The organism is Paenibacillus sp. KACC 21273, from assembly GCF_028736095.1.
Lineage (GTDB): Bacteria > Bacillota > Bacilli > Paenibacillales > Paenibacillaceae > Saccharibacillus > Saccharibacillus kyungheensis.
Genome location: NZ_CP117876.1, coordinates 4,326,974 through 4,341,519 on the forward strand (window position 1 = coordinate 4,326,974; position 14,546 = coordinate 4,341,519).

Annotated in this window: 11 protein-coding genes; 1 reads left to right on the plus strand and 10 read right to left on the minus strand. The window is 38.9% G+C overall.

From position 1 onward, the window contains the following. Positions 1-23: 23 nt before the first annotated feature. From PQ460_RS19015 to PQ460_RS19045, 7 genes are all read right to left on the minus strand, one after another. Complete coding sequence (locus tag PQ460_RS19015) at positions 24-971, minus strand: phosphoenolpyruvate carboxykinase (ATP) (protein ID WP_274170772.1); 948 nt, start codon at positions 969-971, stop codon at positions 24-26. 172 nt (positions 972-1,143) lie between these two features. Continuing rightward, on the minus strand, positions 1,144-1,278 hold the full coding sequence (locus tag PQ460_RS19020) for a paeninodin family lasso peptide (RefSeq protein ID WP_204825395.1): 135 nt from the start codon (positions 1,276-1,278) through the stop codon (positions 1,144-1,146). A 47-nt stretch (positions 1,279-1,325) separates the two neighbouring features. Then, positions 1,326-1,460 (minus strand): paeninodin family lasso peptide, encoded by a 135-nt coding sequence (locus tag PQ460_RS19025; protein WP_274170773.1) that lies wholly within the window; start codon positions 1,458-1,460, stop codon positions 1,326-1,328. Positions 1,461-1,504: 44 nt separating this feature from the next. Continuing rightward, positions 1,505-1,639 (minus strand): paeninodin family lasso peptide, encoded by a 135-nt coding sequence (locus PQ460_RS19030; RefSeq protein WP_274170774.1) that lies wholly within the window; start codon positions 1,637-1,639, stop codon positions 1,505-1,507. A gap of 33 nt (positions 1,640-1,672) precedes the next feature. Further along, positions 1,673-3,616 (minus strand): asparagine synthase-related protein, encoded by a 1,944-nt coding sequence (locus tag PQ460_RS19035; protein ID WP_274170775.1) that lies wholly within the window; start codon positions 3,614-3,616, stop codon positions 1,673-1,675. Continuing rightward, positions 3,613-4,884 (minus strand): sulfotransferase family protein, encoded by a 1,272-nt coding sequence (locus tag PQ460_RS19040; RefSeq protein WP_274170776.1) that lies wholly within the window; start codon positions 4,882-4,884, stop codon positions 3,613-3,615. The genes PQ460_RS19035 and PQ460_RS19040 overlap by 4 nt, the downstream gene beginning before the upstream one ends. A 439-nt stretch (positions 4,885-5,323) precedes the next feature. Beyond that, a complete protein-coding gene (locus PQ460_RS19045; protein ID WP_274170777.1) occupies positions 5,324-9,154 on the minus strand; it encodes an S-layer homology domain-containing protein in 3,831 nt (1,276 codons plus the stop codon). Between the two features lie 257 nt (positions 9,155-9,411). Here PQ460_RS19045 and PQ460_RS19050 point away from each other — a divergent pair, with 257 nt between their 5' ends. Then, a complete protein-coding gene (locus tag PQ460_RS19050; protein WP_443147169.1) occupies positions 9,412-10,125 on the plus strand; it encodes an expansin ExlX in 714 nt (237 codons plus the stop codon). A gap of 82 nt (positions 10,126-10,207) precedes the next feature. Here PQ460_RS19050 and PQ460_RS19055 read toward each other — a convergent pair whose 3' ends face one another. From PQ460_RS19055 to PQ460_RS19065, 3 genes are all read right to left on the minus strand, one after another. After that, a complete protein-coding gene (locus PQ460_RS19055) occupies positions 10,208-11,188 on the minus strand; it encodes an aldo/keto reductase (RefSeq protein WP_274170778.1) in 981 nt (326 codons plus the stop codon). Positions 11,189-11,369: 181 nt separating this feature from the next. Then, positions 11,370-12,347, minus strand: coding sequence for a hypothetical protein (locus PQ460_RS19060; RefSeq protein ID WP_274170779.1), 978 nt, complete (start codon positions 12,345-12,347; stop codon positions 11,370-11,372). Between the two features lie 602 nt (positions 12,348-12,949). Continuing rightward, the gene (locus tag PQ460_RS19065) at positions 12,950-14,464 is read right to left on the minus strand and encodes a copper amine oxidase N-terminal domain-containing protein (RefSeq protein WP_274170780.1); all 1,515 of its coding nucleotides are present in this window, start codon (positions 14,462-14,464) and stop codon (positions 12,950-12,952) included. Positions 14,465-14,546: the final 82 nt, after the last annotated feature.

Below are 14,546 nucleotides of genomic sequence, written 5' to 3' on the forward strand. Positions count from 1 at the left end.
CATTCTCTCCTTTGATCTGATTTTCAGTTGAAATGTTTTGTAGAATAGATCGTATCCTCTTGCATTTCTTCTTGTTGCACTTTTCTCATAATCTGATTCATTAATTCTGGTGCTGTAAACCCAGAAGTCGGACGTAAAATTTGTAAAGCAAATAACTCTCCTGCTAAAGCGGCTGCACTTGAGAAATGCCATTGTTTGAGCCCTAATCTTGGAATCAAAGCACCACGATACGTGTGTAGCATCATCGCATGTAATCTTTCCAAACGATTCATTTCACGCATAACTACATATTCGCTATCCATTTTGACCAGTTCAAATACGCCTGCTAAAGGAACCGTCTGATTGCGAAATTGCTTGGTAACAGGAATAGCAAATTTGCTGACTTCATCATGAAGAGGTTTGAACTGCTCTTCTGACATTCCAAACAGGTCTAAACTTTCTTTCCATAACTTTTGCTGTGGATAAGCAGGATGGACAACAGGCTCCCCATTTTCATAGCTTACAGCGATAACATCATCACTTAGTAATTCAAATCCAGATTGTACAAAAGTAGAGGCAAGTGTAGATTTACCTGCACCTGATTCTCCGACAAACGCATATGCTTTATTATTAATTACGACTGCACTTCCATGTAAAGGCAAAATTCCACGTTGTAACAACAATACGCCCATGCAAGTTCCCAACACATATAGACGAATTTTGTCTATATTCGCATCGTGCAACGGATGGATCATAATCCGTTTGCCTTCTTGAATACAAAACAAAGCGGTATCTGGAATTTCAAACACAAATCCAATAGATTGCATCGTAAAATTATTTTCGCGTGTATTAACAACAGATCTCCATTCAGATAAATCCTGAAATTCGATTTTCACATCAGCTTCTTCAATATCTTGGCGTTGCAACAATTCCGACAACAATATCTCACTTTCAAAACGTAACCCAAATGCTTGATAAATCGTCTTATGCATAGTTTTATTTACGGTAAAAATGGTCATTACCTCCCATAGAGCCTATGACTCTGCTTTCTCCGAATATTATTCAAAGGATTGCTTTTATTAAAACAGAAAGTCCCTATACTAACTCGTATAAGGACTTTCTGAACAACTGCGTGCTTTTCTATCCCAGTGCTGCTTATAATACTCAGCTAGGGTTATATAGATCAGCGTCTTGCTCAGATACCCAGTCAATTTGCTTGTAACCAATACCTGCCATTGTTTCGTTAACATCCAAAACTTCTAGTGTTGGAGCTTGCCATTGCAATTTTTGTTCTTTCATTATAGTAACCTCCTTATAGTAGAATGGTGGATCGTTATGTTAAATGCTCAGCTAGGATTGAACAAATCAGCATCATGTTCAGACACCCAGTCAATTTGTCTCCAGCCAATACCTGACATTGTTTCATTCACGTCTAGAACTTCCAATACCGGAGCTTGCCATTGCATTTTCTCTTGATTCATTAATATAACCTCCTTTGAATGTTAAAATCTTTTTAAAAAATGCCTCAGCTAGGATTGTACAAATCAGCATCCTGTTCAGATACCCAGTCAATTTGTTTCCAACCAATACCTGCCATTGTTTCATTGACATCTAAAACTTCCAATGTTGGAGCCTGCCATTGCATTTTTTCTTTGTTCATGTTTTCACCTCCTCATTAAAGTAGTATTCGTTGCTATGCTAAGTTGCGGATGAAGCGCCCTACAATCAAGCTTCTCATCAACAAACGTGTAGCCGGATGGGCTGCTGCGTCGGCGTGAGGATGTTCGCCTACTTTTTCTAAAGCTTTCATAATCGTAGTCGTATTCATCCAATGTGCTACTGCTGGATCTTTGCACAAATCTCGAAGTTCATCTGTAAATGAAGACCATTTCGGTTGCATCCGTTGTACCCAATCTGCTGGTTGCATGCCTCTCACTTTTTGATTTAATCTCACCTGATCCGGTAAATCACCTGCGGTAGCACGTCTAATCAAAGCACGATCCATTCCGTCTTGTACATATTGTCCCACCGGAATCGAAAGGCAGAATCGCACTACACGTGCATCACTTGTGGGATCACGTTCCCAGACACCGTAATGCTCCGAGATTTTGGAGGTCATCGCTCCGTTTTTATTCGCAATCGCTAAATTTTTAAACTTTTCCAAACGAATATCAAATGCATTCTGAACTTCGCGACCGACTAACCATTCTTCTTGCTGTTGTACACGTTCGGTCATCCCTGTCTGACGTGCCATATCGGCATTGATCCAGACTAATGGATTTGGACGATCTTTCGATGCAGCAGCCTGATTCCATTTCGGAAAAGCTTTGCTATGAATAATCGGTAATAACCGAGAACGCCCTACACCTGTTTTGTGACCATACAATTTTAGTTCCCGATATAATTTAGTCCATTGGAACTTTTTGAGAAGCACTGCATAATAATCTAATGCAGGTCCCCATGAGATGGTAAAATTCCCTCTAGCTCCTGTTAGCAAAACACCTGCACCTTGTTGTTGAGCTTGTTCAAATATCCCTCTAATCCAAAATGAATTTTCAAAATATTTGTATGGCATTTCCAAAAAGTCTAACCACGAATCTACTTCTGTCAAAGGATTACGATCGGCAAAATCAAGATAATTCCCTTGAACATTACCAATATATTTTAACGTTTCCTCGATATATGGACGCTCATCAGGCACTAAGGTTGCGGATGTCCAATCATCAAAGCCGGCAATCGGTACATAACTATAGGTCTGTAAAGACTTGCCCTGCTCTGCCAAAATTTTGGATGCGTAACTAACAACAGCGCCGGAATCCAGTCCACCACTTAACGTTGATGCTACTCCTAGCCGGGTACGAACTTTAGATTTTACGGCTTGAGTAAAAACATCACGAAAAGCTTCTTCATATTCTCCGTTCGAGCGAAGTCGAAGCGGTTCTTCTGGCAATAACGTACCATACTGGAATATATGACTATGCTGCTCTGTGAGGATAATAGCGTGTGCAGGAGGCAACTGTAGAATATCTTCATATACGGTACCTTTAATATCCAAAGATTCTGTCATACCAGCCATAGTCAGAAATTCGGCCATCCAGGGAGTACTCATTTTTTTCTGAATATCACCTGTCTGAAATAAAGGCTCCATCAATGTCGAAAATGCAAATTGAGAAGAGGTGTGATAATAGTAAAGGGTTCGATTGCCTGACCAGTCTCGTGCACCATAAAGCTGATGCTTTTTCGTATCCCAGATCATAAAAGCAAAATCACCAATTAAATATTTGGGAGTATATTCTCCCCACTTTTGATACGCTTTTAAAATCAGTAAGACATCTGACAGTTGACTACCTTCAGCGCGGTTAATCCCGAGCGCTTCAAATAGTTCTTCTCGATTATCAATAATCGCATCTGCTGTAATCACAAGACCACTGATCGGATCGTGATAAGGAACGACTTGATTGACTGATTCCTCGGTAATCCAACGATCATGACAGCCTACAAAGATATCTTCATCTTGCCATACAGCAGAAGCATCCGAAGGATAATGTCGCATCTTTTTCATTAATCGTTGACCTTGAAGTGTGAGTGTTTCCGAGCTTTGACGTTGAAAATTCCAAATCCCTACAATCGTACTCATTTTTCGACGCCTTTACGAACAAGATAAGCATTAAATACGCGCCCGAGTGAACGGTTAAACGGAATCAATGATTTAATTTTGTTCATTTTTTGCTTCATATCTTTTACTTCTTTACGTAGACGTTCACTTTCTTGATGGAGACGATCACGTTCGATATAATGTTGCTCCATTCGTTTTTCCAAAGAACGTAATGTCATTCGCATACGTAGCAATTCATCAGCTTCGGCTTTTTCTTTTGATTCTTGAGACAGCGCACTTGCAACTTCTGGTGAAGTTTCAGGTAGAACAGCCGATTGCATCTTATACTCCGGTTCCCAGCGACAGCCGGTAGCCTCGGCGAACTGCTTCGTTTTGGCTTCAATCCACTTCATGTCTGGCTCCTCCTCAAACACAACGCCTGTTAGACGCTGTGCCTCTTCAAGCTCTGCTCCATATCCTAGCTCGCGGAATAGTCTCGCACCTAGTATACGGCAGTAAGCTTCGATTTCCCGATGGTCTAGCATGGTACGCCAGTTACCGATAGACTTCATATGTGGTGTACGGTGTTCACTGAGATATGGATCACCTACACCCATGCTATAGAACAGTTCCGACTTGGCAGAATCCATATAATCTCCATACTTTTCGATTCCTTCTTCGTACGAAATATCTAGAAATTCACATACCTTCTGCATCTGTTCTTCTGGATGTGCAGCCATTTGTTCATACTTCAACCAGAAAGCATTGTTGTTGCTTTGTGAAAAATATTGATGATAACGGAATAATCCGATAGTGATATCGACCATCTTCATATTCAACGACGGGTCATTTAGCTGATCTGCCAAATTAAAATTCGGTGCAGATCGCTGATTTACTTTTTTATAAGAAGCCGCTACATCCAGTGGATTACGAAATAATCCGATCCGCTTGGATTGCGGGAATAAACGATCCAAAAATTCAAGAAGATAATAGTAGCGTGGTGATTTGTCTACAACCATATCTGCTTCACTTGTAGATAGTAATCCATTATAGACATTCATTCCAAAGCTACGACATGCCTCATCATATACACTTTCAGGCAGAACACCATCAAAGAATTGATTTAGAATAGCTGTTCCACCGTATGCACGCTTCTCTGGCTTCTTCAAATCATATAGACTCATAAGAAACCACATTTCTTGTGCCGCATAAATGCGTGTGTGATTTTGTAGCATCACTGTTGCGAGCGAGCTACCACTACGTGGCACACAGAGAAGAAAGATGAGTTTGTTACCATTTCTTTCAATCATCCGGTTTCCCCTGCCTTCCAAACCTCTTTCATAACATGTACCCAAAAGTTATTCGTTTTGAATAACATTAATCAGCTAAGTACATTATATATTTAAAAAGCAGAATTTACATGATAAATTTTCCAATTATGAAAAAAAGTTTAGATAATTAGCTAATATCAAATAGTGTTGGTACGATCATGTTTTGACTGATTCTCAATTTATATTTTTTTAATTATAACTATAATTTATTCCCAAAACCTTATAACCACGCGAAAAAATCTGCATTCTCACTTTTGGCGTGAATGCAGCTTTTTTCTTTTTTTTCTAAAATTAAATTGGTAAAAAAATTCAAAAATAATATATTACATTTTGGTTACAAAACCTATTTTTCTGTTACCATTTAGTATATTTATACCATTAAAAGAACATATATTCCCATTTTATAGCATTTTTAATTTTAATTAGCATCATTTATTTTCTGCAATATGCGACTTAATGCGACAATGCTATCAACTCGTGTAAGCTTTTCCTTTGGTTGGAATTGTTTTAAAGCATTTCCTTTTAATATTCCGGTAGCACTCACATATTGAATCGCAGAACGCGACCATGAAGAAGCTTGTTTCGCATCGCTAAACAAAATCGTCGGTTCAGAGGTTACTGTGGCCTGATTCTGATCAATTAATGATAATATCCGCTGCAAAATAACTGCTAACTCTTCACGTGTAACTGCCGCTTGTGGACGGAACGTACCGTTAGCATCTCCCAACATCAATCCTGCTTCGACAGCGGTACGTACTGAATTGTTATACCATGCTGTAGAATTCACATCAGCAAATGAAGAAGCTGAGTCTGATGGTGAACGTTCTGCCAAACCTAATGTTCTGGTTAATAAAGTAGCCAGTTCTGCACGGGTAATCGTACGAGCAGGTTCAAATCGATTTTGGCCTGTCCCTGTGACAATCATCCGATCAGCAAACTGTTGAATATCTGCTTGTCCCCAGTGACCATATATATCGGTTAATAACGGCTCATTGCGATCTAATACCAGATACGTACTATTGCTACGACTATAGATCGTAACCGCTCCGTTAAAAATAGTAAAAGGAACAGGAGTATACGAAATATTGCCATTACTATTTGGCTCGGCACGAACTACTGCTAGACGATCTGTTGGATTTGTATTTGGACTGATCACCGAACGTTTAACATATTGATCAAAATACGGAATAGAACGCTTCTGATTCTGATCATCTAACATGTACCAATCAAAATCGACAGCTGTACGTACATCATAACCTGCTTGTTTGGCTTGAGTGATCGCCGCTGGTGCACTGGCTAGATCAAGGACGAGCTTTTGATTAGAAGATAAGGTCTCTTTTTGGATTGTAGAGACAGGCAATTCATAAGTGCCTATAGGCGTAGATACGATCAGACGATCTATCGCTGTTTGTCTGGTGAACGATTGTTGTACCGAAGCATCCCATTGCAGTTGATATAGAGTAGCATCTGGAACTTCAGGTAAAGAAAGACGTAAAGTATGTGCTCCTTCAGCACGAGCCATTATTTCTTGCAATATAGCTGGTGTTACTGTGCTAGACGCAATCACTGCATGATCAGAGTTACTATTGGATACAACAGGCAGTGTCCAGCTAGCTACTGTACCATTGCTAGATACTCCTTCATATACAGGTGCTGTCGGAAGTGCAGGCACAGATGAAGGATCTGTAGGAAGATTGGTTGTCGGGCTTGGTCCACCGCCACCATTATTTCCGTTACCATTTTGTGAACCCGGTCTTGTTCCAGAATCATCGTCTGAATCTTTTTTGGCAAAATCAATTCTAGCTAACAATGGATCATGATCGCTCACTCGTCCATCTGCTTCCATAAAATCAGAATTGATATGCACAATATCCAATTGAGCACGATTAGCGATATTGGCTGTCATCAGAATATGATCCAATGTCTGCGAATTTCCTTCATATACATAAGAGTAACGTTCATTAGCAGGCAATGTATCGACCAGATTGGTTAATTCTTGCCCTTTCAGAACATTAATCGTATTCGAAAATTGAAAATCGTTAAAATCTCCTAACAATACAACATTAGCCTGACTATTTTGAGATAATGTCTGTTTGACAAATTGATTCAACAATGTCGCTTGCTTCGCACGTTGAATTTCACTACTACGTACAGGTGGTTGAATACTGCCATATAACGCCTGATCTCCACCTTTAGAGTTGAAATGATTGGCAATAACGATAACAGATTCTCCGTTAAATACAAATTGTGCCGCCAACGATTTGCGCGAATTTGCAAAAGCTTCTTCTGTCGGTGCGATTCGCCCCGGGTTGTAGGTCAGTCCATTCGCACCATACGTTGTTGCTGTTACTGAATCACCTGCGCCGTTGGTAGCTACAGGCAGACTCACACGTGCTGGATTATACAAAAATCCTACACGAATATTACCACCTGGTGCGCCTCCATCTTGCTGATCTTGTGGAGCGATACTGGCATATTGGTATGTCGGGCCACCTGCAAGCTGAATATCTTTAATTAATGCTGCAAAGCTTTGACTTGCATCTGTTGTTCCATCGTTAGTCTCACCATTGTTATCCTGTACTTCCATCAGTCCCAAAATATCAGGATTGCGAAGATGATTCACTACATCGTCTGCAATGCGTGTTGTTTTTTCTTTGTCTTTAGGATTATCCCAGAAGTTCTCTACATTAAAGGAAGCAATCGTTAATTGTTTACTTCCATTTTGCAGAGTGGATACTTCACGTTGTAACCCATGATCGATAATAGGTGGCAATGATCCTTCAGGTAATATTTTAAAATTACTATAGCTGTAACTCATGATGCCATGTAATGCTCCTGCAAATTGATCACCCGTACTTACAGTTTGGGTAGGCTTAGCACTAATTAATAACCTTTTAGCATTCCATTGATTATGATCGATAACAAGCCCTCCTGCCGGAGTGACCAGTGGAGAAGATTTCAGATCGACAGTGACCGGAATCTCATACGTGTATGGCCCGATAATAGAAGCATCATTTAACTGTATACGCATACCTTCCAGACTTTCATAAAAGTCGATACTATAACGATTAGCATCATATCCAGCTAATCCATCACTACTAGCAATCTGATCAGGAATAGCACGACCTTGTTCACCAATGATTGTTGGAGCAGGCAATGGTTGATTCGATGCTTGTAGACGAATTGCTGAAGCGACAATTTCAGTCGTCGTCAGATCAGCCGCATCAGCATATCCTAATTCTTGATATTCTTTAATACTGCCATCGACACTTACTTTATCGCCTACTTTTAGACCATGCGCAGAACGATAGACTAATATACCTTCAGATGTGCCTTCATCACTATCCACTTGATCATCGGCTTCTTGCAGATAAAAACTTGTTTTGCCTTTGACCATGGTGACGATTCCTTCAACTTGTGTTACTTCTTTCCCTTCATAAGGAGAACGTTGAGCCGCGCCTTGAATATCATGAATACGTAACTGTAATGGAGGCTCGATAACAGGAGGTGTACCTCCCTCTATATCTTTAAGAGTACGTGGTATCAATTCAAACGTATTGTTATAACGAGACATAACTCCTGTGATACGGGTATACGTCTGATCTACTTCTAACCATGGATTAGAGGTATAAATAATAAACGTCCCTTTTGCATCTTTGACAGTGTAATTACTCCCGCTTTTGCTAACAACGGTCACGTTAGGAACACTGATCAATTGAGCTTCATATGTATTACCTGTTACAAAATCCGTACCATTTACTATCCGGGCAATCGGTAGCTGGATCGTAGAATTAGTAATATGGACTGCGCTTGCAGATGCTTCGATTTGTAAAAGCGCTTTGTACGCTGTTAATGTACCCTGAACTTCGACTTCTTGCCCTTCAATGCCCGATACATTTTGCCCCCGTATAACAATGCCTGCGCTTCCATCTTGAATATACAGATTACTATATCCATTACCTGTATCTTCCCGATACGTAATCACTCCACGTGTAGAGACTGTACTGCTCAAAGACTGACTGCGTACATCGGTGATCGGCATCGTTGTATACACATCTTGACTGACATTCTGAACTATAGAACGGCTGGCTAGCGGAGAAGAGGTGACGTTGACCATGGAGTTGGATAGATGTTCACTAGTTTCGGCGGCTGAAGCAATCTGCTCATTAACCGGAAGACCTGACCAGAGTGAAGTAACTAATACACTTGCAGAGATACCTATACTTATTTTCTTTTTCCAATAAGCCATACATTATATTCCCCATTTCATCAATAAAAGTCTATTCTTCATTTAAAGTATCATAAAATGGTAAAAATAAATCCATTTAAATGTAAAATAATCATATTTGCAATAATGATGTTCCCATTTGTATTGTGTTCTTTATTTTTATCTCTCTTTTTATTTGTAACCTTATGGAATATATAGTATATTTATCAAGAACATAACGATATCTATAGTTAAAATTAATATTTATAGGTATCAAAACTCTTTAAGGAGGAATACATGTGAAATCAAAACATAGTACACGTAAATGGAGTACAGCAAGCATGTTGATACTACTCGGTCTATTGGTATTTGCTTTGCCTGCTTCAGCAGCATGGAACGATACATATAAAGGATATGCCACTTACACAGGATCAGGATACTCGGGTGGAGCTGTTTTACTTGACCCTATTCCTGCTAATGCCAAAATTACAGCACTTAATCCGACACAGATGAATTACGGCGGTGTCAAAGCAGCACTTGCAGGCGCTTATCTGGAAGTGCAAGGCCCACTCGGCAAAACCACTGTCTATGTCACTGATCTTTATCCTGAAGGAGCTAACGGAGCATTGGATTTATCTCCAAATGCGTTTGCAGCAATCGGGGATATGTCTAAAGGAAAAATTGATATTCAGTGGAAAGTAGTTAAAGCGCCAATTACAGGTAACTTTAGCTACCGCATCAAAGAAGGAAGCAGTCAATGGTGGGCAGCTATTCAAGTTCGTAATCACAAATACCCTGTGATGAAATTTGAATATGAAAAAGCAGGTCAATGGATCAGCTTGCCCAAAACAGATTATAACCATTTTGTTGGCGAACAAATGGGCAATCAACCTTTAAAAGTACGTATCACCGATATTCGCGGCAAAGTCGTAACCGATACCTTACAACCATTGCCTAGCGAAGCTACATCTAGTTCTTATATTGTAGCTGGCAACACTCAATTCCCTGATTGATCATCTACAGCAAATAAGCGCTGTAGTGATATCCTGATATGGACATCATTACAGCGCTTATATTTACACACTTCTGCTACATTTAAGGCAACAATGTTCCTCGTGCACTTACATATAACGTATACCATTCATCCCGCGTCATTAGACTGGCTTGACGCTCTGCATCTGCACAAGCTTTGATTCGCTCTGGATTGGATGTACCGATAATCGGTTGAATCATCGCCGGGTGATACATTAACCATCCCAGTACAATCGCTTCTGCTGTTGTTTCTTTATCAGCCGCCATTTGTTGTACCAGTTGAGCTGTTTTTTGAATATGTTCAGGTTCATCTTTGATATCTCGTCCAGAGAATTTACCTTGTGCCAGTGGACTCCAAGCTTGCAGTTGAATATCTTCTGTACGACAATATTCCATCAATCCTTCAGCAAAATTCACTGCTGTGCCTGCTTGTTGGTTCACATGAACGACATGATCTACAAAATGCAGATGATTTAGACTCATTTCTAATTGATTGACCGCAAACGAATCTGGAATCGCTTGTTGTAAAAATTTGATCTGAGACGCGCTCATATTAGATACACCGAAATAACGTACTTTGCCTGACGATTTTAATCGGGCAAAAGCTTCTGCTACTTCTTCTGGTTCTACTAAAGGATCAGGACGATGCAATAACAAAACATCCAAATAATCGATTCCTAATCGCTCTAAATTACCATCTACAGAATCTAGAATATGTTCTTTTGAAAAGTTAAAGCGACCTGGTAGATCACCTTCACCTAATTGAATACCACATTTGGACTGAATCACAATCTGTTCCCGTAGATCCGGTCTAGCTTGCAATACACGTCCAAAAACCTGTTCTGCTTTTCCCCGGGTATAAATATCTGCATGATCAAACATCGTTATTCCGATCGACAATGCAGCTTCAACAGCAGCTTCTGCTTCTTTGACATGTTGCTCGGTAAAAGGTTCTGTATCCCAACCTCCACCAAACGGCATACATCCTAGTGCGAGTCGGCTATTTGAAATTCCACGTTTAGCCAGTGGCATTACTTTAGTCATTGAATTACCCTCCTGTCGATGATAGCGCTTTTACCACATCTATACTCTCATACTTGTTAGGCTAAATACAATAGTGAACTCCTAGCATTCACAAGCTTTGCAACAAAAAAAGAAATGATTCTAAAAACGAATCACTTCTTTTTATTTCAGTCTATTTGATTTTGATCAATAACTTATTCTTTTAAAATAATTCAAATTCACTTACAGCAACTGTAGATGGGCCTGAATTACGATCAAAAATCAGTTTGTATGTTTTGTAAGCTTTGGTATTGTCGATTTCATAGACTTTTTTCTGACCAACTTCCCAACGATAAGAAGATTTCACATCATGCAATACTTCTTCCCACTGTTCACCATCGTTACTACCTACAAGTGTCCAGAACGCAGGAGCTGTTGCTTTGTTAGCCAATGTAATCGAATAACCTTTCACTACCTGTGGACTTTCAAAACGATATTGAAGCGAAGCATCCATAAAATTATCATCATCTGATTGCCAGTAGCTATCTGATGCTGTATTGTGATCAAATGCTTTCCATGCTGTATCTTCATTTGCAGAAGCAGATGCTCCACCAGATGTAGATGTCATTGCATTGGATAATGGAACAAGATTGGTATTATCTCCAAATTCATATAATTCCAATTCGCTAACGGCTACATGGCCGCCGCCGTTATTCGAAGAGATAAACAAAGCATACGCTGTGTAAGCAGTATCATTTGCAATCGTATATGTTCTTTGCTCGCCTGACTTCCAATGAGTCTGATTGATCTGCTCATCGACTACCAACCAGTTTTTGCCGATCTTCCCTGCCAACTGCCATTTTTTTGGTGCTTCAGATGTATCATACGTATCTGCTTGCACTGTATATTGAGTAATTACTTTTTTCGTATTAAATTGATAAATCAGTTGATTAGAAGAACTTGCTGGAGCTTTCCATGAACTTTCTGGAGAGGAATTGTCGTCAAATGCTTTCCATGCTTCATGACCTGCTTCTTCCGCACTTGCACTTGCTGTTCCATTTGTTCCTGCATTTGAACTCAATACAGGTACTACATCATTGCTGTAATTCAAAGCATGTGCTGTTCCACCTTGATATACAGTCCCCATCAATAATGCACCAAGTAATACTGCACCCGTTTTTTTCAATGTAAGCAATCCCATTTGTCAATCTCCCCTTTAAAAATATTAGTCTTGCGTTGGGATGGCTAGATGTAGAAATAATCTATTTCGGAATACTGGTAGTACACAGAAGATAATCTGCGCCACTATAGAGTACAGTCGTTGTTTAGAATCTACTTCTTTGTTCCCCCAAAAATCATCAATGGACATCTAATTAAGTTACATATTCATAGATCGTTAATAACCGTTTTTCCAAACTTTGACACATTTATCATAAAAAAAGTTTTTATAGTAAAATTTTACTAGGTATAATTCATTAATATTGTGTATATTTTAGACTCAAATTATAATTAACCCCCCTTTCGTACCTACAAAAATAAAGGCGTTACTAAATAGGACGTAGTACTTACGACTTCTAATAAAGGTAATATGTAGTTTGTATATTACTGCTAAATAAGAATAATTTTTACTAATTAACTTATTAAGATGTTGACGCTTTATTCTATAATCAGTTGATCTTCTTTAGCAATACTTTTTTTGGAAAAAATAGGTATTTGATTCTTTAGACTCATATGGAGGTATGCAAAAAGGGTATTCTACATGTTGTAGAATACCCTTTTTCTTATAACAATGTATTAATTATCTTATTTGCGTTCTACGATAATATAAGCAGATTCAGATTTTACTGTTGCTCCCAAAATCTCTGCTACCGAACGTACAGGGACATAAGTTACGCCTTTAATTTTAACTACTTTGTGAGTCATTATTTTGGTTTTGCCATCGGTTACTGCTTTGTTAGAATTCAAAGATAATGTTGTCACAGCGCCAGTAATATCATCTGTTAATGTGATTTTTTTAGTCGCTGGGTCCCAAGTAAATTTGGCATCTAACTCTTCAGCAAGTTCTTTGACAGACATTAATAGTACACGATCTTTGGTGATTACATTATAAGAAGCATACGATGGATCTTTATCAATATAGATCGATTTTTCGGTAATGTGTGCTACATCATGTAATAACAAATACACAGGTGAAGTTTTATCAAAGCTACGCAAGAATGCACCTGGTGTCAAATCTTTTGAAGTGATATCAAGCACACCATTTGGGGTTGCAATTGGATCTGCTACAATATTACCGTCCACATTCCAATTTTCATTTTCTGTGTGTACATTGAACATACTGTAAGGCATATATTCTGAACTAGGCAAAGCCACTGTTAAGTCTACAATTTGCTTACGAGTATGCATATCTTTATCAAAATAAAGATCTAGGGATAGACGGGTATTTGTACCAAAAACCGTTTTGAATTCAGGCTCTGCTGATACTTCTTTTAGATATTTATCATATTCAGCTAATACATCTTTCAAAAAAGATTGAACCTCTGTATACGATTCATCAACAAATTCTTCTTTAGTCTGATCTAACGTTAAATAAGCCATAGCTTGTTTCTCATCAGCATTCATTTGTGATTCAGCATAAGTGATAAAGTCATATAACGTAGCTAACAGATCACGCCAGCCTGCTTCATCTGTAGAAATACTTGTTAAAAACGGTTTGACCAAAGTGATAAATTCTTCACCTGTTAGCTCAATGTGTAAATGAGTCAGATCCACTGATTCACCATATACTTCTTGAGTCACCGAATCTACGGTTACATTAGATGGATTAGGTGCATGCTTGAAAAATAAGCTAGCTGATTTGGTAATCAACTCTTTTGCTTGATCTTCAATTTGATTCATAGTTAGATTGCCAGGTAAAAAAGCCATTTGTTCTTCTGTAGTGAGTGGTATGTATAATGGCTTTTGCGCACCAGATAGAGCAATCGTAACTCCTTTCGTATCCATAAACATTTGGAATGGTAACGTCATTCCACTGTAAGCGATACCACCTTCAATCGAAACGTTGCCATTATCTTGAAGTTTGGCATGATCGATATTCAATTGCATACCGTTTAACACTGTTGCTAGTTGGCGTTCTTGTGCCGAAGCTGTTGAAGTAGGTGTTAATTGAACTGCAAGGGATTGCTTGGATTCGATCGATTTGACTTTGAGATCACCAACCATTGCACTGTTAATGTCTAAATTACCTACAGCCTGACAACCTGACAATAGAACAAGAAGCAGAACTAGTGGTAAAATAACCCATTTTCTATTTTTCATAATGTTCCCCTTTCGATATTAGATTCTTTTTTATTATCCCAGTTAAAGCGATATTTGTAAAACCTCAATATCGTCATTAACT